We start from the raw sequence: 24280 nt of genomic DNA on the forward strand, positions 1-24280 counted from the left end.
TTGAGCCGACGAACGTGCGACGATGGCCCGATGCCCGACCAGCAGGCCGTCGACGACCTGGTCCACCTCCTCGACCTCGAGGCGATCGAGGTCAACATCTTCCGGGGGACCAGTCCCGACGAGGACCGCCAGCGGGTGTTCGGGGGCCAGGTGGCGGCGCAGGCTCTCATGGCCGCGACGCGCACCGTCGACGAGGACCGGAAGGTCCACTCGCTCCACGGCTACTTCCTGCGCCCGGGGGACCCGACCGTGCCGATCCTCTACGAGGTCGACCGGATCCGTGACGGGCGGTCGTTCACGACGCGGCGGGTCGTCGCCATCCAGCACGGCAAGGCGATCTTCAACATGTCGGCCTCCTACCAGGTGGTCGAGGGCGGGCTCGAGCACCAGCTCGAGATGCCCGAGGCGCCGGACCCCGAGACGATCCCCGACTTCCGCAGCCGCATGGCGCCGTGGGCCGAGATGATGGGCGACTGGTTCCACCGACCACGGCCGATCGACATGCGCCACGTCGACTTCGTCGCCCCGGACTCCGACGAGCAGATGCCCCCGATGTCGCGGGTGTGGATGAAGGCGGACGGTCGGCTCCCCGACGACCCGGTCCTGCACACCTGCGTGCTCGCCTACCTGTCGGACATGACCCTGCTCGACACCACGCTGCTCCCCCACGGCCGGTCGGGCTGGGGCGGCGGCGAGATGATGATGGCGAGCCTCGACCACGCCATGTGGTTCCACCGGCCGTTCCGTGCCGACGAGTGGCTGCTCTACAGCCAGGACACGCCGTCGACGTCGAACGCCCGAGGCCTCGCACGCGGGTCGATCTTCACCCACGACGGGCAGCTGGCCGTCTCGGTCGTGCAGGAGGGCCTCATCCGGGTGGTGGGCGGGTGACGCGCCGGCGGCCGCGGTCGCGACGGGCCGCCCTCGCCGTCGTCCTGCCCCTCCTCCTCGGCGCCTGCGCCGGCGACGACGACGGCGACGTCACCGGGCAGACCGCCGTCGTGCCCGACGTGACCACCACGTCCACGACGGGCCCGCCGTCGAGCTCCACCACCGAGACCACCGAGCCCGAACCGCCGAGCTCGGTCGAGGACCTCTCCGGCGCCGCGATCACCCTCACCGAGATCGCCTCGCTCGACGCGCCGACCGCGATGGCGAGCCGCCCGGGGTCCGACGTGCTCTACGTGGCCGAGCGCGGCGGCACGGTGCGTCCCCTCACGCGGACGCCGGTCGACGCCGGCACCCAGATCGAGGTCGGTGAACCGGTCCTCGACGTGGGCACCACCACCGACGGGGAGCGCGGCCTGCTCGGCCTGGCGTTCTCGCCCGACGGCACGCAGCTCTTCCTCAGCTACACCGACACGTCGGGCGACACCCAGCTCGACGTCTACGACGTGGACGGCGACGCCGTGCTCCCCGACTCCCGTCGTCCGGTCTTCGCCACCGGCCAGCCCTACGCCAACCACAACGGCGGCCACGTGGCGTTCGGACCCGACGGCCACCTCTACCTCGGCCTCGGCGACGGCGGCGGGGGCGGCGACCCGCTGCGGACGGCCCAGGACCCGTCGGACGTGCTCGGCTCGATCCTGCGCTTCGACCCCGCGGACCTCGACGCCGCGCCGGAGGTCTGGACGATCGGCGTGCGCAACCCCTGGCGGTACTCGTGGGACCGCGAGACGGGCGACCTCTGGATCGCCGACGTCGGCCAGAACGCGGTCGAGGAGGTCACCGTCGTGCCGGCGAGCGGCGACGAGCCCCCGGGCCGGGGCGCCAACCTCGGCTGGCCGATCTTCGAGGGCAGCCTGCCCTACGACGGCGGCCCGGAGCCCGAGGGCTACGTCGCACCGATCTTCGACTACGAGCACGGGCCGGGCTGCTCGATCACCGGCGGCTACGTCTCCCGGGGCGAGGCGCTGGCCGGGCTGCGAGGGGCGTACCTGTACTCCGACTACTGCGACCCCACGATCCGGGCGCTGCTCGTGCGCGACGGGGTCCTCGTCGACGAGCGCGCCCTCGACGTCGACGTGCCCGGCGGCCAGGTCGCGTCGTTCGCCGAGGGGGCCGACGGCGAGCTCTACGTCCTCTCGCTGGCGGGCGGGATCTACCGCATCGACCCCGCCTGACGGCGGCCTGCCACCTCCGCGACCTGCCACCTCGGCGTCGAATCGACGTCGAATCGACGCCGAGCGGTCAGGTCTCGATGACGAGGCGGCCGTCGGCGTCCCGCGGCAGCGGGCGCACCTCGACGACGGCGGCGGGGTCGAGCGGGCCGTACAGGTGGGGGAAGCTCTCGCCCCGACCAGGCGGGGCCTCGTACCGCAGCTCGACGTCGAGGCGGTCCGGATCGATCACGAGCAGCACCAGCTCCTCGGCGACGTCCTGGTAGTAGCGGTCGGCCACGCCCTGGACCTGCTCGGCCCGGCTGGCGTGGATGAAGCCCTCCTCGGCGAGGGTCCGGTCGACGGTGGACTGCTCGTAGCGGCCGGTCCGGACCGCCTCGTCCCAGAGGGCGCGTCGGGCGATGTGGTAGATCACCGGCCCATCCTGGCCGACCGACGGCTGTCGATAGGGTGCCCTCCATGCGAATCGGACTCAGTGGGGGCGCGTCCAGCGTCGACAAGATGATCGAGCAGGCGAAGCGGGCGGAGGCCGACGGCTTCGCCGCGCTCTGGTACCCGGGCGCCATCGGTGGCGACCCGCTCGTGGCGATGGCCATGGCGGGGCGGGAGACCTCGACGATCGAGCTGGGGACCTCGATCGTGCAGACCTACACGTGCCATCCGGTGCTCCAGGCGAACCGCGCCGCGTCGGTCGCGGCGGCCATGGGCCGCGAGGGGTTCACCCTCGGCATCGGCCCGTCGCACCACCCGGTGATCGAGGGCGTCTACGGCATGGACTACGGGCACGCCGGCCGCCACACCGAGGAGTACGTCGAGATCCTCGCGCCGCTCCTGCGCGGCGAGGAGGTCGACGTGCAGGGCGAGGACTGGACGCTGCACGGCGCCGGGCGCGCCGCCCCGCCGACACACCGCGTGCCGCTCCTCGTCGCGGCCCTCGGGCCGCGCCTCCTGCGGGTCGCCGGGGCGATGGCCGACGGCACGGTGCTCTGGATGGGCAACGCCCGCGCCATCGAGTCGCACGTCGCTCCCCGCATCACCCGCGCCGCGGAGTCCGCCGGTCGGCCCGCACCGCGCATCGTCGCCGGGCTCCCCGTCGCGGTCACCGACGACGTCGACGCCGCGCGGGCCGCGGCGGCGGAGCAGTTCGTCGTCTACGGCCAGCTGCCCAACTACCAGCGCATCCTCGAGCACGGCGGGGTCGAGGGTCCGGCCCAGGCCGCGATCGTGGGCGACGAGGAGTCGGTCGCCGCGCAGATCACCGGGCTGTTCGACGCCGGCGCCACGGACGTGTGGGCCGCGATCTTCCCGGTCGGCGACGACCGGGGCGCCTCGCGCGCCCGCACCCGGGCTCTGCTGAAGGACCTCGCCAACGACTGACCCTCGGCCGGCGCGCCGCCGTCGGCACACTCTGTGAAGCAGCGGGGACGGGGGCCGTTCCCCACGCTGCACGGACCGTGCGCTCAGCCCTCGGCGAGGAAGGCCGCGAGGTCGGCCGAGCCGGGGGCGGCGCCGCCGGCGTTGGCCGCCGCCATCCAGCGCTGCAGCCGCTCGTTGATCGGCGTGGCGACGCCGTGCAGGCGCCCGAGCAACGTGATCTCGCCGTTGAGCAGGTCGGTCTCGACCGTGCCCTGACCTCGGGCCAGGCTCTGCCAGGTGGAGCCGCCACCTCGCTCGAGGCCATCGATCGCGCCGATCTGCAGCACGTCGCCCCGCCGCTCCCGGTCCTCCTCCGCCGACGCGTGGTCGATGCCTGCGGCCGCGAACACCTCGCGCCCCTCGGCCCGCGCCGCCCGCGCCACCTCGTCCGCACCGTCCTGCCCCTCGAAGAGGGCCTGCACCGCGTTGCCCAGGTTCATCAGGAGCTTGGCGTGCTTCCACCGCATGATGTCGGGGCGCGGGATCGACTGGAGTCGAGACTCCTCGCACGCCTGGGCGAACGCCTCGTCGGCACCGTCGACACCCGAGGGGTAGCGACCGACGTCGAACATGCCGGCGATCGGGTCGGACCACGCCTGCACCGCGCCGGGTTCGAGGTGGCCGGTCGGGGCCATCACCGTCACGCCGTGGACGTGCGCGAAGCGGCGCAGCGCCTCGCGCTCGTTGGCGACGCCGTTCTGCAGGCAGAAGATCGCCACGCTCGGAGGCGCGGCGAGGCGAAGGTCGTCGAGGGCGCCGACGGTGTCCTGGCCCTTCACGCACAGCAGGACGGCCTCGTCGCCGTGCCACTGCACCTCCCGTGGCGACGCCGCGGCCGGGATCTCGAGCGTGATGCTGCCGCCCGGGGAGTCGACGCGCAGCCCGACGGACTGGATGACCCGCAGGTGCTCGCCGCGTGCGATCAGCGTGACGTCGTGGCCGTGCTCGAAGAGGCGACCGCCGACGACGCCACCGATCGCTCCTGCCCCGTAGACGACGAACCGCACGGCGACCTCCTCCCCGGCCGGCTGGGCGGACCTACTCGGCCCAGGCCTTGACCTTCTCGACCAGGCCGAGCTTGTCGTCGCCCGCCGGGCTGATCCGCAGCTGGGTGACCCCGGCCTCCTTGTAGGCCTGGATGCGGTCGCGGACGCGTCCCTCGTCGCCGACGATGGCGACGGCGTCGAGGTAGTCCTGCGGGATGGCGGCGGCGGCCTCCTCCTTCTTGCCCGACAGGAAGAGGTCCTGGATCTCGGCCGCCTCCTTCTCGTACCCGTACTTCTTGAACGTGTTGTTGTAGAAGTTGCGGTTGCGAGCGCCCATGCCGCCGACGTAGAGGGCGAGCCCCGGCCGGAGCTGGTCCTTCAGCTTCTGCGCGGTGTGCTCGTCGCAGATGGCGACGGTGCTGCCGACGGCGACGTCCATGGGGCCGAGGGCGTCGTCGCGCCGGGCGAAGCCGGCGTCGAGGTCCGGGCCCCACACCTCGCGGGCCTTGTCGGGGTGGAAGATCGTCGGCAGCCAGCCGTCGGCGATCTCCGCGGTCATCTGCACGTTCTTCGGGCCGAGGCTCGCGATGTAGATCGGGATGTCCTCGCGGACCGGGTGGTTGATGATCTTCAGCGGCTTGCCGAGGCCGGTGCCCTGGTCGGGCGGGAGCGGCAGCTCGTACACCTCGCCGTGGTGCTCGACGACCTCGCGCCGCCACACCTTCCGGCAGATCTCGATGACGTCGCGGGTGGCCGCCAGGGGCTTGGTGTACGGCACGCCGTGCCAACCCTCGATCACCTGCGGACCCGAGGCGCCGAGGCCGAGCACGAACCGGCCACCCGACACGGCGTCGAGGCCGGCCGCGGTCATGCCGATCAGCGCCGGGCTGCGTGAGTAGAGCGGGAGGATGCCCGACGCGAGCTCGACGCGCTCGGTGCGCGCGGCGAGGTAGCCGAGGATGCTGACGGCGTCGAAGCTGTACAGCTCCGCCACCCACAGCATGTCGACTCCGGCGCTCTCGAGGTCCGCGGCGCGGTCGCCGGCGGCCTTCGGGTCCCCCGTGTAGCTGATCCCCATTCCGATCTTCATGGGGTCACCCTTGCACAGCCGCGGCACCGTCCGCGCCCCGGCGGGAACCGGAGCGCCCCCGGGCACGTCTGATCCGCCGACGACGACGAAAGGGCGGTCCCATGCGTGCTCGACTCCTCCTGCGGCGATCCGGTCGGCTGGCGGCGGTGCTGCTGGTGGCGACGATGGTCGTCGCAGGCTGCTCTGGCGGCGGCGACGACGAGATGAGCGGCGGTGACGCCGCGACCGACGCGACCGCCGCCCCGTCGGGTGAGGGCGATGCAGGGGGTGACGGTGTCGAGCAGTCCGGCGACGGGGCGACCAACGGCGGAGGCGACGACGAGGCGGCGGACGACGGTGGCGGCGACGGCACCGCGGCCGAGGGTGGTGCGCCGCGGGAGGACCAGGCGGGCTCGGCGGCCGACCCGGTCGTCGTCACGCCCGTCGATCTCGGCCGGTCGATCATCTACACCGCCGCGGTCGAGCTGCAGGCCGACGACGTCACTGCGGCCAGCCGCGAGGCGCAGCAGGCGGTGACCGCGGTCGGCGGCGTCGTGTTCGGGCAGGAGACGACGACCGACCCCCAGCCCCGCACGGTGCTGGTCTTCAAGGTGCCGCCGGAGCGTTTCGGCGAGGCGCTCGACGCTCTGAGCGGCGTGGGGGAGGTCGTCCGCCAAGACGTCACGGCCGACGACGTCACCGAGCGGGTCGTCGACCTCCAGAGCCAGATCTCGAGCACCGAGGTATCGGTCGCCCGCCTGCGGGACCTGCTCGCCGACGCCCCGTCGGTCGAGGCGATCGCCGCCCTCGAGGGCCAGCTCCTCCAGCGCGAGACCGCCCTCGAGCAGATGCGGGGCCAGCTCCGCACCCTCGAGGGCCAGGTGAGCCTGGCGACGATCACCCTCGAGATCTCCCAGCCCGCGGCCGAGCCGCAGATGGACGTCGAGGTCACGGCGTACGCCGGCGACGACGACGGTGCCCGCTGCCCGGGCGACGACGAGCTGACGCTCGACGAGGGCGACGACGGCGTGCTGTGCCTGCGCATCGAGAACCGCGGCAACGTCGACCTGACGGAGATCGAGGTGCGCGACCACCAGCTCGGGCTCGACCCCGATGACGTCACCCTCGTCGACTGGGAGGAGGACGCGGTCCTCGCGCCCGGCGACGTGGTCGTCGCCTGGGGTGCGTTCACCGCCGACCCCGACGAGCGCCCCGCCCCTGACGTCAGCGCCGCCGCCCTCGACGACGCGGGCACCCGCCTCCGGGTCGGCGTCGAGTCGTCGACCACGCCGGTGGACCTGGTGGTCGAGGAGGACGAGTCGCTCCCCGGCTTCGGCGACGCCTTCGGCACCGGCCTGTCGGTGCTCGGCACGGTGTTCGGGATCGTCGTGATGGCCGCCGGCCTCGTCGTCCCGCTCCTGGTGCTGCTCGTGCCGCTCGCCGCCGCCGTGTGGTGGTGGCGGCGCCGGTCGAGCGAGCGCGTCAACGACGAGCCGACGCTGTCGACGACGAGCTGAGCGCGACGGGGACGTCCGCCCCCAGGGGTGCGACCGACACCGGCGTGTACTTGAAGGCCGGGATCTTGCTGATGGGGTCGAGCAACGACGCCGTCAGCCGGTTCACGACCTCCCAGTGGTACGGGACGAAGAGGGTGTCCGGCCGGATCCGCTCGTTGGCGACCCAGTCGAGCACGATCGTTCCCTGCCGGCTCTCGACCTGGACCGGCTGACCCTCCACCAGGTCGAGCGCCGCCGCGGTCGCGGGGTGGACCTCGAGGATCGGGGCCGGAGCCAGGCGCTCGTGCGCCTCGATGCGACGGGTCTGGTTGCGGGAGAGGTAGTGAGCGAGGACTCGTCCCGTGGTGAGCACGAGCGGGTGGCGCTCGTCCACCACCACCGGCGGCGCCTCGGGGACGACGGCGTGGAACCGGGCGCGGCCGTCGGGGTGGGCGAAGCGCTCGGTGTAGAGCTGCGGTGTCCCCGGGTGGTCCTCGGCCGGGCATGGCCAGAACACGCCGCCGTCGTCACGCAGCCGATCCCAGGTGATCCCGGAGTAGTCGATCGGCCCGCCCCTCGACACGGCCCGCATCTCCTCGAACACCTCGGCGCCGGTGAAGAAGCGGAAGTGCTCCCCCGCACCGAGCCGGCGCGCGAGGTTGCGGATGACGTCGATGTCGCCGCGGCGAGCGAGCGGCGGCACCGCCTGATCGACGCGCACGACCCGGCCCTCGATGGTGGTGACCGTGCCGTCCTCCTCGCCGAACGTCGAGCCCGGAAGGACGACCGTGGCGTGCTCCGCCGACTCGGAGAGGAACGGGTCGATGACGACGAGGTGGTCCAGGCGGTCGAGCGTGGCCGGGACACGTCCCGAGTCGGGGGCGGACACCCGCATGTTGGTGCTGATCGACAGCAGGCCCCGGACCTCCCCCCGCTCCACCATGTCGAGGATCTCGATGTAGGTCCGGCCCCGTCCCGGCAGGACCGCCGGGTCGACACCCCAGGCGGCGGCCACCTCGGCGCGGTGCTCGGGCGACTCGATGTCGCGGCCGGCGGGCAGCTGGTTGCAGCGTTGGCCCCACTCGCGGCCGCCCTGGCCGTTGCGCTGGCCGGTCAGCATGTCGATGCCGCAACCGGGCCGACCGACGTGGCCACGGGCGAGCGCGACGTTGATGAGCGACAACACGTTCATCGTCCCCGCCGCCTGCTGCTCGGGACCGCGGGCGTGCAGGTACATCACGCGGTCGGCGCGGCCGATGAGGCGCGCGGCCTCCCGGATGCGGTCCTCGTGCACGCCGGTCACCCGCTCGACCTCGGTGGGCGTCCACGCCATCGCTGCGTCGAGGGCGTCGTCGAACCCCACGGTGCGGTCCCGCACGAACGCCTCGTCGACCCAGCCGTTGCGGGCGATCTCCCGCAGGATCCCGTTGGCCAGGACGGCGTCGGTGGCCGGCGCGAGCGCGAGGTGCAGGTCCTCGTCGGCGACGAACCGCCCGGCGCGGGGGTCGATCACGATGATCCGTCCGCCCTTGCGCCGCACCCGCTCGAGCGCCTTCGGGACCACGACGGGGTACGCCGCCGAGAGGTTGGCCCCCACGACGACGACCACGTCGGCCCGCTCGATCTCCGACAGCGGGGTCATCGCCCGGTCCATCCCGAACGCCATGGTGTTCGCCGCGCCGGCGCTCACCATGCACATCCGGCCGTTGTAGTCGACGTGTCGCGTGCCGAGGGCCAGACGGGCGAGCTTGCCCATCAGGTACACCTTCTCGTTGGTCAGCGAGCCGCCGGAGAGCACGGCGTTGGCGTCGACACCGTGCGCCTCCCGGATGCGCAGGAAGCCCTCGGCCACTCGGTCGAGGGCGGTCTCCCAGTCGGTCTCGACCAGCCGTCCGCCCTCCCGCACGAGGGGCAGGCGCAGGCGGTCGCGGTGGCGGACCTGCTGCCACGCGGCGGCACCCTTCGCGCACAGCGCCCCGCCGGTCAGCGGCGAGCCCTTCCACCGCCCCTGGCCGGTCAGCTCACCGCCCTCGGTCTCGAGCGCCAGACCGCAGTTGAGCGCGCAGTACGGGCAGTGGGTGTGCGTCGACGCCACCGAGATCACCAGCCCACCGGGACGACGACGGGCTGCGGCGAGCGGGCGCCGCGGTCGGCGACCACCCGCTCCGGGACCGCCGGCTCGTCGACCGCGAGCTCCTCGTCGAAGCTCCCCTTCGGTTCGACGAGGAGGAAGGCGGTCGCCGCCAGGGCGACGACGGCGGCGCCGGCGATGAGGAGGAAGAAGACCTGGCTGCTGACGTAGAGCTGGGCGGTGAGGAAGACGACGGCGCCGACGTTCCCGAACGCCCCGGCCAGGCCGGCGACCTGGCCCGAGACCCGCTTCTTCACCAGCGGCACCACGGCGAAGACCGCGCCCTCGCCGGACTGCACGAAGAACGAGCAGCACATGCAGGCGACGACGGCGAGCCACCAGGGCCAGCTCGACCCGACGAGCGCCATCAGCGAGTAGCCCGCGATCAGGCCGACGAGGAGGACCGACAGCGTCCGCGTCCGGCTGCCGAGCAGGTCCGACAGCAGGCCGCCGACCGGACGGGCGACGAGGTTCATGAACGCGAACCCCGACGCCGCCGCGCCGGCGAGCGCCGGGCCGAGGCCCCACGTGTCGGCGAAGAACGACGGGAGCATGGTCACGACGGCGAGCTCCGACCCGAAGGTCGCGAAGTAGGCGATGCAGAGCGCCGCCACCGAGCGGAACGGGTAGCGGTCCTCCTCGGCGTAGGACCGCTGCAGCGCCGGCCGGTTCACCCGGAACACCGCGACCTCCTGCACGAGGAGCAGCGCCACCACGACGACGAAGCTCCCGACGAACACGGCGTCGCTGATGGCGTCGGCGATCCAGATCCGCCAGGCGATGAGGAGCAGCACGGCGTTGATCGGCACGGTGATGGCCGCGAGCCCGGCGACGCCGCCCGGCGAGGTCACCTCGAGCGCACCCTGTCGGCGGGGCCGGGCGTAGGTGACGCCCTCCGGCGTGTCGGTGACGGCCCGCAGGTAGACGAGCCCGTAGGCCGCGGCGACCACCCCGGTGCCGCCGATCGCCCAGCGCCACCCGTCGTCGCCGCCGAGGAGACCGGCGACGACGGGCAGCGAGAACGCCGCGGCGGCGGAGCCGAAGTTCCCCCACCCGCCGTAGACGCCCTCGGCCGTGCCGACCTCCTTCGGCGGGAACCACTCCGACACCATGCGGATGCCGACGACGAAGCCCGCGCCGACGACCGACAGGGCCAGGCGGCTGAACATCAGCGCCTCGAAGCTCTGGGCCAGGGCGAAGGCGGTGTTGGGGACGACGGCGAAGGTGAGGATGCCCGCATAGACCCGACGCGGCCCCCACCGGTCGAGCGCCATGCCGATGAAGAGCCGGGCCGGCACCGTGAGGGCGACGTTGACGAGTCCGATCGTCTTGCGCTGGACGTCGGTGAGCCCCAGCTGATCCTGGATCGTGTTGGCGAACGGGGCGAAGTTGAACCACACCACGAAGCTGAGGAAGAACGCGAACCACGTGAGGTGGAGGACGCGGTGCTTGCCGGTGAAGCTCCACAGGCCGGCGACCCGACGCGCTGCGTCGTGGTGCCGTGCCGTCGCCGGTGCGAGGGTCGATGAGGGGCTCATGGTCGGCATCCAACCGCCGGGCGGTTTCGCTCGGGGTTCGGCGGGGTGAACGCCGCCGCGCACCCGACGCACCCCCGCCGGCCCGTCTCGTGCGCCCGCGCACACCCGCCGCCGCCCGGTGTGAACCCCCGCCCGCGCGCCCGTGGAGGGTCCGGGTCAGAGGGGGCTGAGGCGGTAGCCACGGCGGACGACGGTCTCGATGCCCTCACCGGCGGGACCGAGGCGCTGCCGCAGCCGTCCGATCGTGACCTCGACGACGTGCTCGTCGGCCTCCGTGCCACCCCAGACGGCCCGCAGGAGCGTGCGCTTCGAGTGCACGGCGCCCGGTCGGGCGGCGAGGGCGCTGAGCAGGCCCCGCTCACGCTCGGACAACCGCACCGGATCGCCGCCGTCCACGGTCACCACCCGGCCGTGCAGCCGCACGGCGTGGCCGGCCAGCTCCAACTCGGTGTCACGCCCGCCGAACCACGTCGTCAGGTGCTGCACGAGGGCGCCGAGGCGGGCGCGCGCCGGCTCCTCGACGGGCGCGATGCCGACGTCGCGGGCGTGGGCGCTGCACACCGGGCCCACGCAGAACACGGCCACGTCGCCGCCCAACCGGGCCATCACCTCGTCGACGAGCCCGACCTCGGCGGCGATCTCCAACAGGTTGTCGATCGCCGGGCGGGCGGTGAACGTCACCGCGTCGACCCGACCGTCCACCACGGCCCGCACCAGCCGCACGGCCGGGCCGACGTCGTCGGGCAGCGACCACCGGTAGACGGGCACGGGCACCGGCTCGGCGCCGAGCGCCTCGATGGCCCGGCACAGCTCGGCGCCGAGCGCGCCGTCGAGCTGGACCGCCACCCGAGCCCCGGCGACGTCCTGGGTGGCGAGCTGGGCGACGAGCGCTGCCGACCGGGCGTCGGGGGAGCTCCACGTGACCTCGATCCCGCCGGTGAGGGCGGCCCCCGCCGCCTTCGGTCCGCGGGCGTAGACGGTCGCCCCGAACAGCGCGTCGAGGAGGTCGTCGGCCAGGTGGAGGGCCTCGGCGGCCTCCAGCCACCCGCGCACGCCGATGCCGGTCGTCAGCAGGACGAACTCGGGCGGGCGGGCGATCAGCTCCTTCGTCGCCCGCTCGAGGTCCTCCTCCGGCCCGAGCGGGTGGGTGCGGATGACCGGCCCGTGCAGGCACTCGGCCCCCCGCTGCTCCAGCAGCTGGATCTGCTCGCCGGCGCGCCGGTCGGCGGTCACCCCGATCACGTAGCCCGCCAGTGGTCCGCTCAGCATGCGGGGCATCGTCGCCGTCGGGGGTTTCGGGGACGTTTCGTCCCCTTCACGGCACGATGATGTCGCGGCCGCTCACCGGCTCTCGACGTGCACCACGCCGTCGACGACGTGGGTCCGCCACGTGCGCAAGACCACATCGGGGTCGTCGAGGCACTCCCCGGTGCGGAGGTCGAAGCGCTGCTTGTGGAGCGGCGAGATGACCACGAGCCGCTCCCCGACCGAGCCGACGAGCCCGCGCGCGAGGACCGCGACCCCGGTGAAGGGGTCGACGTGGTCCACGGCGAGCACCTCGTCGCCGCCGGCCCCGGCCGAGCCGCCGACCACGCGGAAGAGCGCCACCCGGACGCCGTCGACCACGACGGCGACCCCGCGCTCAGGGGTCAGCGCGTCGAGGCGGCACGCCTCGACCGATGTGGTGGGGATCGTCGTCGTGCTCACACCTGCACCTCTCGTCTCGTCGGCAGCGGCACCCGCTGGCCCCGCACCTCGGTCCAGCCGGGGTCGTGGACGACCTCCGGCGCGTTGACGAACTCGACGAACCGGGCCCGGCGGGCGGGGTCCTGCAGGGTCGCCTGCCACTCGCACTCGTAGGACCCGACGTGTCGTGCCATGTCCGCCTCGAGCTCCTCGGCGATGCCGAGCACGTCGTCGACCACCACGGCGCGGACGTGGTCGAGGCCGCCGTCCATCTCCTCGATCCAGGCTGCGGTCCGCTGGAGACGATCGGCCGTGCGCACGTAGAACATGAGGAAGCGGTCGATGTAGCGCAGGAGCGTCTCGTCGTCGAGGTCGGCGGCGAGCAGCTCGGCGTGCCGGGGCGCCGTCCCGCCGTTGCCGCCGACGTAGAGGTTCCAGCCGGCCTCGGTGGCGATGACCCCGACGTCCTTCGAGCGAGCTTCGGCGCACTCACGGGCGCACCCGGACACCGCCGCCTTGATCTTGTGCGGCGCGCGCAGCCCGCGGTAGCGGAGCTCGACGTGGATGGCCATCCCGACCGAGTCCTGCACGCCGTAGCGACACCACGTGTCGCCGACGCAGGACTTCACGGTGCGCAGCGCCTTGCCGTAGGCGTGACCGGACTCCATGCCGGCTGCGATCACCCGTTCCCAGATGGCCGGGAGCTGGTCGAGGCGGGCGCCGAACAGGTCGATCCGCTGACCGCCGGTGATCTTCGTGTAGAGCCCGAAATCCTCGGCGATGCGGCCGAGCTCAATGAGCTGCGCCGGGGTGATCTCCCCGCCGGGCACGCGCGGCACGACCGAGTAGGTGCCGTTGCGCTGCATGTTGGCGAGCGCGTGGTCGTTGGTGTCCTGCAGCGAGGCGTGGTCGCCGTCGAGGACGTACCGCCCGGTCAGCGAGGCGAGGATCGACGCCACGACCGGTCGGCAGATCTCGCAGCCGTATCCGGACCCGTGGGCGTCGCGCACCTCGGCCCAGGTCGTGTGCCGGTGGAAGCGGACGAGGTCGTAGAGCTCCTGGCGGGTCAGGTCGAAGTGCTCGCAGAGCCGGCGGTCGACCGTCAGGCCGAGGCGGTCGAGCTCGGCGTGAAGGATGCGGTTGACCGTCGGGACGCACCCGCCGCACCCGGTGCCGGCACCGGTGCACGCACCGACCTCCTTGGCGGTGTGCGCCCCGTCGGCGATCGACCCGCAGATCGCGCCCTTCGTCACCGCGTTGCACGAGCAGATCTGGGCGGCGTCGGGAAGGGCGTCGGGACCGATGGCAGGCGACGCGTCGGCCGAGACGGGCGAGAGGAAGGTGCCGATGTCGGTCGGCGTGGGAACGTCGCCCGAGGCCATGAGGCTGAGGAGGTCGTACCCCTCGGTGTCGCCGACGAGGATGCCGCCGCGCAGCGCGCCCGTCGACGAGTCGACGACGAGGGTGCGGTGCACCTTGCGCACGGGGTCGGAGAGCACGAGGGCCTCGGTGCCCTCCCCGGCCCGGGTCTCGCCGAAGGACGCGAGGGCGACGCCCATGAGCTTGAGCTTGGTCGAGGGCAGCCCCGGGGCGAAGCGTGCCGCCCCCTCGCCCACCAGCCGATCGGCGACGACGCGCGCCATCTCGTAGCCGGGCGCGACGAGACCGTGGACCCTCCCGTCGTGGCAGACGACCTCGCCGATCGCCGACACCGAGGGTGCGCTCGTGCGGCAGAGGTCGTCGACGACGACGCCGCCTCGCTCGCCCACCTCGAGGCCTGCCGCCCGCCCGAGGGCATCCCGGGGCCGCACCCCGGCGGAGACGACCACGAGGTCGACCTCCAGGTCGTCGCCCTCCGCGAATCGCACGGCGCGGATGCCGTCCGGCCCGCCCACCAGCTCGGTGGTCGAGACGCCGCAGTGCACCGCGACACCGAGCTCGTCGAGCCAGCGGCCGAGCATGCGGGCCGCTGGCTCGTCGAGCTGCTGGGGCATGAGGTGCGGCGCCATCTCGAGGACGTGGGTCTCGAGGCCGAGCAGCCTCAGGGCGTTGGCCGCCTCGAGCCCGAGGAGCCCGCCACCGATCACCGCACCGACCCGTCGACTCCCGGCGAGCGCACGGTCGCGGATGGCGACGAGGTCCTCGATCGTCCGGTACACGAAGCACCCGGGCAGGTCGACACCGGGGATCGGGGGCACGAACGGAGTCGAGCCGGTGGCGAGCACGAGCTCGTCGTAGGGCTCCATCGTCCCGTCGTCGAGCCGCACGAACCGGCTCGCTGTGTCGATGTCGACCACGGTGCGACCCACGCGCAGGTCGAGGCGTTCGTCCTCGAGCACCTCGGGGCGGACGAGCGACAGGTCGTGCTCGGTGCGGCCGTCGAACCAGCTGGACAGGGCGACCCGGTCGTAGGCGGGCCGTGGCTCCTCGCCGATCACGACGATCCGCCACCGCCGGTCGACGTCGCCGTCGAGGACGAGGTCGACGAGCTTCTGCCCGACCATGCCGTTGCCGACGACGACCAGGGTGCGAGTTCGGGGTGCGGCCATGAGGTCGAGCCAACCGCGTCGCCGTTGCCCCCGGATCACCGGTGGGTGACGCCCGTGCGACGCTCGCCGCAGCGACGGCACCCGCGGCCGTGATCCGCCTCACGAGCTCGGATCGGCCGTGTGATGTGCGCTCAGTCCGGCGGCGGCGAGAGCCCGATCGGGTTCGGGTACGGCAGCAGGTCCGAGCGCTGCACGGCCGCCGCGATCGGGCGCAGGAGGGCGTCGAGCCGTCGGACGGCGTCGGCGCCGGCACGACGGACGAGCGCGCCAGCCGATTCGTCGGTGCGACGCTCGACCTCCGTGCGGAGGCCGAGGCCCTCGTCGGTGACCGTGCCGTCGGGACGCATGAGCCCCCGGGCGACGAGCGACGCCGACGCGGCGGACCACTCGTCGTCGGGCCACCCCCGCGCCGAGCGCAGGAGGGCAGGGTCCTCGCCGTCGGCGGCCAGCCGGAGCACGTGCGCCGAGCACCCGCCGAGCCCGGCGACGACGAGCGCAGCCACGTGACCGTCGCCGCGGTGCTCGCGCCACAGCGTCGCCCCGTGCCACAGCCGGGCCCACGGGTCGGTCGGCACGGCGACGTCGCGGTTGGCGGCGAACAGCGGACGACCAGCGGGGTCGGCGTCCATCGCGGCGTCGACGAGGAGCGAGCCCGCCTCCTCGGCCGCATCGTCGTCCAGGTCGAACCGCTCGGCCAGCCCCCGCAGGGCGCGCGCCGCGCCGGCGTCGCGAGCCGCCAGCACCTCGGTGGGCGGCGCCATCTCCCAGACCGACGGGAGAGCCCGCGCGACGAACTCGCGGTGGAAGCCGAAGAAGGTGGCCTCGACCACGCCCGGGCCCACCTGCCCCATCGGTGCGGCCCGCCCCGCGAAGTAGCCCCGCCAGAAGCCGCGCACGCCGACGTCCTCGTAGGCCTGACGGGCCTCCGGTGCGAAGTAGGTGACGGCGTGGACGTGCTCGTAGAGCGTCCACAACCGCCGTGCCGCCGCCTCGTCCCGCTCACTCGTCTCGTCCACGGCTCGGACGCTACGCGCCTCGACCGTCCTGCAGGGCCGCGAGCCGATCCTCGATGCGGCGTGCGACGCGCAGGACGTCTTCCAGGTCGAGGTCGGCGGCCGCGAGGCCGGCGCTCGGGGCGTCTCCCGTCACCGCCTGGACCTGGACGAGGACGTCGTCGCGCTGGAACGTCACGACGAACGCCTCGCCGACGACGGCATGGCCCTCCTGCACGAACTCGACCTCGAGACGCGCGGCGACGGCGTCGTCGCCCAGGTCCGGATCGGGAAGGAGGTCGAAGCGCTGCACCGAGGGGATCCCGCTCAGGTCGGTCGTGAACGGCTCCGAGCACGGACCGCGGAGAGCAGCGCGCAACGGCGCGAGGTCGTCGACCCGCCCGGGAGTGTGGTCGGCGTAGCTCTCGTAGGCGAGGTACACGTTCGGGTCGACGTACGTCGTCCCGAGGCTGACGTCGGCGGGCTCGCCCGCAGCGAGCGCCTCCCCGCAGTCGGCCGGATCGGTCACGAAGGCGGTGTCGCCCTCGATCTGCTCGCCGGCGACGAAGTGGTCGGGCAGGTCCTCCGGGCGGAGGAGCACGGTGCGGAGGTCGTCGGCGCTGAGCGGGCGTGGCGGCACGGTGGTTGTCGAGGAGGGCGCGGCCTGCGTGGTGGTGGTCGCAGGCACGCCGGTCGTTGTGGTCACGAGCGAGGAGAGGTCGGCGACCGCGCCCTCCTCGCCGTCGCCGCACCCGACCGACAGGAGGGACGCAGCGACGACGAGCGCCACGATGCGCGCGACGTACGGGCGGGAAGACTGGCGACCTGCGGACACGTCGTGGACCTCGTGGCGGAGACGGACGGTGCGGCAGGAGGGTACCGGTCGCGGCCCGATGCATCACGAGGGGCCCCAGGGGGAACCCTCCCGTCCTCCACGAGCGAGGGAGGGTCACCGATGACACGAGCCATGAGCAGGGGGGCCGGTCGGGAGATGACCGCGGTGCAGACGGCAACGGCCGTCGTCGGCGCGGTGTTCCTCCTCGTCGGCGTCCTCGGGTTCATCCCCGGGATCACGACCGACTACGACACGATGGAGCTCGCCGGCCACGAGTCCGAGGCCATGCTGCTCGGGATCTTCCAGGTCAGCGTCCTCCACAACGTCGTGCACCTGGCCTTCGGCGTCGCCGGCCTGGCGATGTCGCGCTCGATCAGCGGCTCCCGCGCGTTCCTGATCGGCGGAGGCGTCATCTACCTCCTCCTCTTCGTCTACGGCCTGGCGATCGACCACGACAGCGACGCCAACTTCGTGCCGCTCAACACGGCCGACGACTGGCTGCACCTCGGGCTCGGCGTCGGGATGGTCGCCCTGGGGGTCGCCCTGACGGGCAGCGGTCGTCGTCGAATGGAGCACTGATCCGTCCCGACGGGTCCGCGCCTCCGGGACGGCCGACGCCGAGGCCCGGGCGCCCGGGCTCTACGTTGTAGAGCCCGGGCGCCCGCCCGGCCGACCCGGAGGTGCGCCACCCATGATCGACTGGACCGACGAGCAGAAGATGGTGCGCGACGCCGTGCGCCGCTTCGTCGACGAGGAGGTCCGGCCCCACGTCGAGGAGCTCGAGCACGGCGACATGCCGCCCTACGACATCCTCCGCAAGCTCTTCCGCACCTTCGGCATGGACGAGATGGCGCGGGCGTCGTTCGAGAAGCGCATCGCCCGCGAGAAGGCAGCCGCCGCGGGCGAGGCCGTCGATGAGCCCACCGGCGAGCGCAACGGCGATGGCAGCATGACGCTCATCCCGATCGTCGAGCTCTGCCGCGTCTGCCCCGGGATGGTCACCGCGATGGGCGTCTCGATGGGCCTCACGTCCTCGGCGATCATGTCGAAGGGCACCACGGCGCAGAAGGAGCGCTGGGCCCTCGACCTGCTGACGATGGACAAGGTCGGGGCGTGGGCGATCACCGAGCCCGGTTCGGGGTCCGACGCGTTCGGGTCGATGCGCGCCACGGCGCGCCGGGACGGCGACGAGTACGTGCTCAACGGCTCCAAGACGTTCATCACCAACGGGCCCTACGCCGACACGACGGTGTTCATCTGCAAGCTCGACGAGGGCAACCCGCCCGAGGACCGCAAGATCCTCAGCTTCGTGCTCGACCGCGGGATGCCGGGCTTCGAGCAGTCGAAGCCGCTCCGCAAGATGGGCATGCACTCCTCCCCCACGGGCGAGCTGTTCCTCACCGACGTGCGCGTCGGTCGGGATCGGCTCATCGGCGAGACCGAGGACCTCCCCTCGGGCGGCCGCGAGGGAGCCAAGGCCACGTTCCAGCAGGAGCGCTCCGGCGTCGCCGCGATGGCCCTCGGCATCATCGAGGAGTGCCTCGAGCTGAGCGTCCAGTACGCGAAGGACCGGGTCCAGTTCGGCAAGCCGATCGGCGAGTTCCAGCTCATCCAGGACAAGCTCGCCCGCATGGAGGTGGCGCGGCTCAACGTGCAGAACCTCGTGTTCCGCACCATCGAGCTCGGCGCCGTCGGCCGGACCATGACGCTCGCCGAGGCGTCGGCCATGAAGCTCTACGCCGCGCGGGCCGCCACCGAGGTCGCCCTCGAGGCCGTCCAGCTCTTCGGCGGCAACGGCTACATGTCGGAGTTTCGCGTCGAGCAGCTCGCCCGCGACGCGAAGGTCCTGCAGATCTACGCGGGGACCGACGAGATCCAGATCACGCACATCGCCCGGGACCTGCTGTCCCGGTAGAGGTCAGCCGTCGCACTCCTCGCCGACGAAGGCCGACAGCTCGGTCACGGCGGCGAGGGTGTCGGGGGCGCTCGACATCGTGACCCCGCGCTCGGGGTCGGAGGCCGCCTGGTGCAGCAGGGCCAGCTCGGCGTCGAGCCCCTCGACCGCGTCGGTGATGCGCTCGTAGCCGTCGCGGTCGGCGGAGACCGCGGCGGCCATCTGGGCGCGCGAGTCCGGTTCGGCGGCGACGACCCCTGACGTGAGGATCGCGAACCACGTCGCCCGCTCGGTGCGGTCCCCGCCCTGCGTGGTGATCTCCTCGATCCCGGGCGGGATCTCCCGGAGGCTCTCGCATGCCTCTGACTCGCCACCGAGGCACGCCGTCGACCCGAGCGCGACGACGACCGCAGCGGCCACCGCTCGACCTGTTCGTCCCCCGCCGGAGCTCCTCACGCCACCCATTGTGCCGCGACGTCCGGGCGACGAGAACCGTTCTCACCGATGGTGGCGGGCCGGCCACCGTGCGGGCCAGCCGGGCCACGGGAACCACGGCGCCCGCAGTAGCGTCCGATCCGCATGGTTCGCCGATCCGACCGACGCCACCGGCTCCTCGCCGTCGCCGTCGCGCTCGTCGTGCTCGCCACCGGGTGCGGCGACGATGACGACGGCGAGACCGGCTCCGACGCGACGACGACCTCCGCCGCTGCGGCGACGACCACGACCCCGAGCACGGAGGACGACGAGGTGGACGACCAGGAACCCGCCCGCACCGGGCAGTCCGACGCGGCCGTCGCCGACCTCGCGGCCCGGCTCGACGTCGATCCCGCCGACGTCGGGGTGGTGAGCGTCGAGGCGGTCACGTGGAGCGACGCCTCGCTCGGGTGCCCCCAGCCCGGGATGATGTACCCGCAGGTGCTCACCGAGGGGGTGCGGATCATCCTCGAGGTCGACGGACGGCAGTACCGCTACCACGGCGGCGCCACCGGGGACCCGTCGCTCTGCGGCCGACCGGAGGAGCCGCACTCGATCGGATGACACCGACGGGGGCCGCCGCGCCGACGGCGCGACGACCCCCCGGCGTCGGATCGATCAGCCGGTCGCGATCTCGACCAGGGTCAGACCGACGAGGCCGCTCCCGTCGGCGTGGGCCACCACGCCGAGGTACTCGGTGCCGACATCGAGGCCCGACCACTCGACGGTGATCGTGCCGGTCTCCCCCAGCACGGCGGCGGCCGGCGCGTCGACGATCGAGAGGGTTCCCGTCCCCGGCTCGGCGGGCACCGCCCAGCTGCGCACCGCGAGCTCGACCTCCTCGCCGAAGGTCTGCCACCCGTGCACGTACAGCGTGTAGCTGCCGTCGGCCGGACCGGCGAGCTCGATCAGCTCGTTCGTCCCGCCCGACGTGGACTCGGCGACCACCGCCCCGGTCCCGTCCACGAGGAACAGGTCGAGGTCGACGCCCTCCGGCGGATCGACGAGGTCACCCTCGTCGAGGGCCAGGCGGAGGAACGCCACGCCGGCGAGGTCGACGGGCAGGGCGAGGACGCCCTCGGTGTCGGTCGGGTCGAACGTCTGGTCCGGGTCCTGCCCCACCGACCCGGCCAGCAGCTCGGCCGGCACCGGGCCGTGCGCCGACGCCGCGTAGGGGCCGCTGTAGCCGAACGTGATCGGGATCTCGGCCGTCCCCGCGGTGCCCGTCGCCTGCACCGCCTCGGGGGCCTCGAAGAGCGCGGCACGCACCGCGATCGGGCTGCGGACGTCGTAGCCGCCGCCCCGCCACGTGAGCGCCCCGAACCGCCACTCGCCGATCGGCGCGCCCTGGTTGGTGAACGTCACCGAGTAGGTCCCCGTCTCACCGGGGGCCAGCTGGAGCTGGGCCGGCTCGACGTGCACCGCGTACCCGGCGGGCGCCTCGACCTGCGGCGTGTAGGTGACCGACTCGCCGGCCACCGAGGTGACGCGACGGGTCACCGTCTGCGTGCCGGCGACCGACGCGACACCGATCGACGGCACGTTGAGGTCGGTGGCCTGGAGGGGCACGCCGAGGCTCTCGAGGAACGGGCACGCCGCCTGGGGGTCGACGAAGATCGCCGGGTCGGCGTCGCACAGGAAGCCGAGGTAGTCGAGGTAGCCGGCGTCGTAGACGAGGCCGGGGTTGAACGGACTGCCGGCGGCCGTCGGGCGACCGGACGGGTCGACGTGGCCGGCCCCCATGTCGAAGGGATCCGCCGGGGTCGCCCCGTCCTCCTCGACGACGTCCTGGCGGGCGGTCGTCATCAGCGCCGACTTCGCCATCGCCGCCGTCCAGTCCGGGTGGGCCTGGCGCAGGAGGGCGAAGAGCCCCGCGACGTGCGGGCTCGACATCGAGGTGCCGGAGATCGACTGGAACAGCTGACCCGGCGCCCCGATCGTGGGGGTCGGCGTGTTGCCGGCGAGGATGTTCACGCCCGGCGCGGTGACGTCGGGCTTGATGATGTCGGGCGCGATCGGGTTGCTGCCGCGTGAGGAGAAGTCCGCCATCACCGATCCCTGGTCGGGCAGGCGGACGCTCTGGAAGATCATCGCCCGGGACCACCGTCCCCACCGGTCGATGTAGGCCTTGATCTGCAGCCCGGTGGAGTTGTCGACGTGCACGGACGGCACGAAGTGGTTGTCGGTCACGAGCGCCTGGGCGTCGTCCTCGTTGTAGAGGATCATCCCCGCGCCACCCGCGTCGGCGACGGCCTGGCTCTTGGCGACGCGGGCCACCGCGCCGCGGGCGCACAGGACGATGGCGCCGGTGACCTGCCCCTGGAAGCCGACCGCCGGGTCGCACAGCGCGTTGCCGAGGTCCTCGGCGTCGACGAGCGCGAGCCGACCTGGCGTGCCCGGGGTGACGCTGGCCCCGAAGGTCAGGTTGAACGTCCCGAACCAGAGCAGCGCGCCGAACGTGCGGTCCTGGGTGCTCGCGCCGACCGAGGTCACCCACGGCACGGTCGCCGGGCCGCCCATCGTCTCGGGACCGGGGCCGTCGTTCCCCGCCGAGGTGGCGACCCAGACGTTGGCGTCGGCCGCGGCGAGGAACGCCATGTCGGCGGGGTCGGTGAGCGACGCGCCGCCACCGATCGAGTAGTTGATGACATCGACCCCGTCGATGACCGCCTGCTCGATCGCGGCGACCAGGTCGGAGGTGACGCAGCCGAGCTCGCCGCACGCGGAGTAGGCGACGACCCGCGCACGGGGCGCCACGCCGGTCACGGTGCCACGCCGCAACCCGAAGATCTCGGCCCGCACGTCGGCGTTGCCGGCGGCGGTGGAGGCGGTGTGGGTGCCGTGACCGTCGTAGTCCCGGGCCGAGTCGTAGACCTCGGGGCCGATCGCCTGCTTGTAGGTGATCCGCATGTCGTAGGCGCCGAGGAGCTTCTGGTTGCAGTCGAACGGCGCGTCCTGCGGGTTGTGCTCGGTGGCGCCGACGTCGCACGCCAGGTCCTCGAAGCCGGGCAGCGGGGCGTAGCTGCCGTCGTCGGCGAACGACGGGTGCTCGGGCCAGATGCCGCTGTCGATGACGCCGACGACGACGTCCTCGCCCGTGTAGCCGCTGGCGTAGACGCCGCGGCGACCCTCGAGGCCGAGGAAGTCCGTCGAGTTGTCGGTGGTCAGCTGGCGGAGCGTGTTCGGCACGACCCGGGCGACCTGGGGCTGGCGCTCGAGGGCGACGACCTGGTCCTCCGACAGCTGGGCCTCGAAGCCGTTGAGCGCGTAGGTGTAGGTCTGCCCGACGGCGGCGTCGGCGACGCCGGCCGCCGCCTGGGCGTCGTCCTGCTCGTCGGCCAGGTGGTCGACGTAGGCCTGCACCTCGGGGGCGTCGGGGTCGAGCTCCTCGCCCGGCGCCGGGTCGGTGGCGGCGAGGCCGGCGACGTCGCCGGAGTAGCTGGCCGCGGGGTCGGCGGCCATGAGCACGATGAACGACCCGGTCGGGACCGGGGACTGGGCGGCGGCGGGCACCGCCGCGGGACCGAGCAGCCCCGGAAGTGCGAGGGCGGCGAGCGCGAGGGCGCGCCGACGCCACGCGCCGGGACGGGAGCGAGCGGCCATGGATCCTCCTGGGAGTTGGACCTGTCGTGGCGGCAGGCCCGACCGCCCACTCCCGGTCCCGCCGGCCGGAAGGATAGGCCGCTCGACGTGACGGATGCCACAGGTCGTCGTTGTGCCGACGCTCTGCGTGGCGACCGCTCACCGTCGCCGAGAGGACGTCAGCGGCGGGCGCGACCCCGGAGCCGGTGCACGAGGGCACGGGTGCGGGTGGCGGTCCGGCGCGCCTGGCGCACCGGGGCGTGGGGGAGGGCCGAGAAGGCGAGGTCACGGCTGTGGTCCCGCACGTGGAAGAGGGAGATGGGCTCGGACATGTCGGGGACTCCTGCGGGGAGGGTTACTTGATCGATCCAGTGGACCGCTCCCTCACGGTAACTGCATCGATTCAGAACTAGGGTGCCCGCACGTCGCCCGACCGGAGGTCATGTGTCACAGCGCGTCACCCTGCAGACGCTGGCCGATCGCCTCGGCGTCTCCCGCACGACGGTCTCGAACGCCTGGTCCCGTCCCGACCAGCTGTCGACCGAGGTCCGCGAGCGGATCCTCGCCCTCGCCGACGAGCTCGGCTACCCCGGCCCCGACCCCGCGGCGCGGGGCCTCCGGCGCGGTCGCGCCGACGCCATCGGGCTCCTGCTGACCGAGACCCTCGAGTACGCGTTCGGCGACCCCCACGCCCACGAGCTCCTGCGGGGGGTCGCCGCCGCGATCGAGGAGGCCGACATCGGGCTCCTCGTCGTGCCCCTCCCGCCCCAGCGGCTGGTCGGCGACGCCCTGCGGAGCGCGGTGATCGACGGGTGCCTCGTGTACTCGATGCCCGAGGACCACCCGGCGCTCGACGTCCTCGTACGGCGGGGCATCCCACTGGTGACGATCGACGGGCCGCGGCTGCCGGGCGTGCCGTTCGTCGGCATCGACGACCGGGGCGCGTCGCGGGAGCTGGCCGAGCTGGTCGTCTCCTACGGGCACCGGCACGTGCTGGTCCTGTCGATCCGCACGATCGACGACCTCTACGACGGACCCATCGACCGTGAGCGCCTGTCGCGCAGCGTCTACCTGAACTCCCGCGAGCGCATCGCCGGGACCTTCGAGGCCACCGACGCCGCCGGCGTGCCCCGCGACGGCATCGTGCTGCACGAGGTGAGCCGCAACCACCGCAGCGCCGCCCAGGAGGTCGTCGCACGTGCGCTCGCCGCCGACCGACCACCCACCGCGATCATCGCCCTGTCCGACGAGCTCGCCGCCGGCGCCCTCGACGCCGCGACGGCCGCCGGCCGGGTGCCCGGCGGCGACATCACCATCGTCGGCTTCGACGACCAGGAGAGCGCCGCGCACCTGAACCTCACGACCGTGCGCCAGTCCGCCTACGACAAGGGGTACCGGGCGGCGGCCCAGCTCGTCGGCGGAGGCCCGAGCGGCGACATCGTCCTCCCCCACGAGCTCGTGCGCCGAGGATCCGTCGGGCCGGTCCCGTCCTGACCCCCCTGTTGCGGTGAA

At 73.3% G+C, this 24280-nt stretch carries 21 protein-coding genes; 8 read left to right on the forward strand and 13 right to left on the reverse strand.

The features are described 5' to 3' along the window. The first annotated feature begins 30 nt into the window (after positions 1–30). Together tesB and GH723_RS15510 are read left to right on the forward strand one after the other, a co-directional pair. On the forward strand, positions 31–891 hold the full coding sequence (gene tesB / locus GH723_RS15505; RefSeq protein WP_153760494.1) for an acyl-CoA thioesterase II: 861 nt from the start codon (positions 31–33) through the stop codon (positions 889–891). After that, positions 888–2123, forward strand: a complete 1236-nt coding sequence (locus GH723_RS15510) for a PQQ-dependent sugar dehydrogenase (protein WP_153760495.1) — start codon at positions 888–890, stop codon at positions 2121–2123. The genes tesB and GH723_RS15510 overlap by 4 nt, the downstream gene beginning before the upstream one ends. Positions 2124–2190: 67 nt before the next feature. Here GH723_RS15510 and GH723_RS15515 read toward each other — a convergent pair whose 3' ends face one another. Further along, the gene (locus GH723_RS15515; protein ID WP_153760496.1) at positions 2191–2535 is read right to left on the reverse strand and encodes a DUF952 domain-containing protein; all 345 of its coding nucleotides are present in this window, start codon (positions 2533–2535) and stop codon (positions 2191–2193) included. Positions 2536–2579: 44 nt separating this feature from the next. On the opposite strand from GH723_RS15515, the gene GH723_RS15520 reads away from it, so the two are divergent. Beyond that, positions 2580–3497, forward strand: a complete 918-nt coding sequence (locus tag GH723_RS15520; protein ID WP_153760497.1) for a TIGR03564 family F420-dependent LLM class oxidoreductase — start codon at positions 2580–2582, stop codon at positions 3495–3497. An 83-nt stretch (positions 3498–3580) separates the two neighbouring features. Here GH723_RS15520 and GH723_RS15525 read toward each other — a convergent pair whose 3' ends face one another. Then, on the reverse strand, positions 3581–4543 hold the full coding sequence (locus GH723_RS15525) for a ketopantoate reductase family protein (RefSeq protein ID WP_153760498.1): 963 nt from the start codon (positions 4541–4543) through the stop codon (positions 3581–3583). 31 nt (positions 4544–4574) lie between these two features. Further along, positions 4575–5612: an LLM class F420-dependent oxidoreductase gene (locus tag GH723_RS15530; RefSeq protein ID WP_153760499.1), complete on the reverse strand. Its 1038-nt coding sequence runs from the start codon at positions 5610–5612 to the stop codon at positions 4575–4577. Between the two features lie 101 nt (positions 5613–5713). Here GH723_RS15530 and GH723_RS15535 point away from each other — a divergent pair, with 101 nt between their 5' ends. Then, positions 5714–7108: a DUF4349 domain-containing protein gene (locus GH723_RS15535; protein WP_153760500.1), complete on the forward strand. Its 1395-nt coding sequence runs from the start codon at positions 5714–5716 to the stop codon at positions 7106–7108. Here GH723_RS15535 and GH723_RS15540 read toward each other — a convergent pair. The 7 genes from GH723_RS15540 to GH723_RS15570 all read right to left on the reverse strand — a co-directional run bounded on the left by GH723_RS15540 (position 7074) and on the right by GH723_RS15570 (position 16818). After that, positions 7074–9182 carry a molybdopterin oxidoreductase family protein gene (locus GH723_RS15540; protein ID WP_195210361.1) on the reverse strand — a complete coding sequence of 703 codons (2109 nt, stop codon included), beginning with the start codon at positions 9180–9182 and terminating at the stop codon, positions 7074–7076. The two genes, GH723_RS15535 and GH723_RS15540, sit on opposite strands and share 35 nt — an antisense overlap. 5 nt (positions 9183–9187) lie before the next feature. Beyond that, entirely contained in the window at positions 9188–10756 is a 1569-nt protein-coding gene (locus GH723_RS15545; RefSeq protein WP_153760502.1) for a NarK family nitrate/nitrite MFS transporter, read from the reverse strand. A 156-nt stretch (positions 10757–10912) separates the two neighbouring features. Beyond that, positions 10913–12025 carry a uroporphyrinogen-III synthase gene (locus GH723_RS15550; protein WP_195210362.1) on the reverse strand — a complete coding sequence of 371 codons (1113 nt, stop codon included), beginning with the start codon at positions 12023–12025 and terminating at the stop codon, positions 10913–10915. A 72-nt stretch (positions 12026–12097) separates the two neighbouring features. Continuing rightward, complete coding sequence (gene nirD / locus GH723_RS15555) at positions 12098–12463, reverse strand: nitrite reductase small subunit NirD (protein ID WP_153760504.1); 366 nt, start codon at positions 12461–12463, stop codon at positions 12098–12100. After that, on the reverse strand, positions 12460–14991 hold the full coding sequence (gene nirB / locus GH723_RS15560) for a nitrite reductase large subunit NirB (RefSeq protein WP_153760505.1): 2532 nt from the start codon (positions 14989–14991) through the stop codon (positions 12460–12462). Before nirB ends, nirD begins: the two co-directional genes overlap by 4 nt. Before the next feature lie 131 nt (positions 14992–15122). Next, positions 15123–16007, reverse strand: a complete 885-nt coding sequence (locus tag GH723_RS15565) for an SCO6745 family protein (protein ID WP_153760506.1) — start codon at positions 16005–16007, stop codon at positions 15123–15125. A 10-nt stretch (positions 16008–16017) separates the two neighbouring features. Next, positions 16018–16818, reverse strand: coding sequence for a hypothetical protein (locus GH723_RS15570; protein ID WP_153760507.1), 801 nt, complete (start codon positions 16816–16818; stop codon positions 16018–16020). A 156-nt stretch (positions 16819–16974) separates the two neighbouring features. Here GH723_RS15570 and GH723_RS15575 point away from each other — a divergent pair, with 156 nt between their 5' ends. Further along, the gene (locus tag GH723_RS15575; RefSeq protein WP_407650247.1) at positions 16975–17397 is read left to right on the forward strand and encodes a DUF4383 domain-containing protein; all 423 of its coding nucleotides are present in this window, start codon (positions 16975–16977) and stop codon (positions 17395–17397) included. Positions 17398–17509: 112 nt separating this feature from the next. Next, positions 17510–18733, forward strand: coding sequence for an acyl-CoA dehydrogenase family protein (locus GH723_RS15580; protein WP_153760509.1), 1224 nt, complete (start codon positions 17510–17512; stop codon positions 18731–18733). Positions 18734–18736: 3 nt separating this feature from the next. On the opposite strand, the gene GH723_RS15585 is transcribed toward GH723_RS15580, so the two are convergent. Beyond that, complete coding sequence (locus GH723_RS15585) at positions 18737–19132, reverse strand: hypothetical protein (protein WP_153760510.1); 396 nt, start codon at positions 19130–19132, stop codon at positions 18737–18739. A gap of 159 nt (positions 19133–19291) precedes the next feature. On the opposite strand from GH723_RS15585, the gene GH723_RS15590 reads away from it, so the two are divergent. Beyond that, positions 19292–19750 (forward strand): hypothetical protein, encoded by a 459-nt coding sequence (locus tag GH723_RS15590; RefSeq protein WP_153760511.1) that lies wholly within the window; start codon positions 19292–19294, stop codon positions 19748–19750. Positions 19751–19804: 54 nt separating this feature from the next. On the opposite strand, the gene GH723_RS19130 is transcribed toward GH723_RS15590, so the two are convergent. Both GH723_RS19130 and GH723_RS15600 read right to left on the reverse strand, forming a co-directional pair. Next, positions 19805–22789: a S8 family peptidase gene (locus GH723_RS19130; RefSeq protein ID WP_153760512.1), complete on the reverse strand. Its 2985-nt coding sequence runs from the start codon at positions 22787–22789 to the stop codon at positions 19805–19807. Between the two features lie 158 nt (positions 22790–22947). Beyond that, the gene (locus GH723_RS15600; RefSeq protein ID WP_153760513.1) at positions 22948–23100 is read right to left on the reverse strand and encodes a hypothetical protein; all 153 of its coding nucleotides are present in this window, start codon (positions 23098–23100) and stop codon (positions 22948–22950) included. 112 nt (positions 23101–23212) lie between these two features. Between GH723_RS15600 and GH723_RS15605 the strand changes: the two genes are divergently transcribed. Beyond that, positions 23213–24262 carry a LacI family DNA-binding transcriptional regulator gene (locus GH723_RS15605; protein WP_153760514.1) on the forward strand — a complete coding sequence of 350 codons (1050 nt, stop codon included), beginning with the start codon at positions 23213–23215 and terminating at the stop codon, positions 24260–24262. The last annotated feature ends 18 nt before the right edge of the window (positions 24263–24280 follow it).

Source organism: Actinomarinicola tropica (genome assembly GCF_009650215.1).
GTDB lineage: Bacteria > Actinomycetota > Acidimicrobiia > Acidimicrobiales > SKKL01 > Actinomarinicola > Actinomarinicola tropica.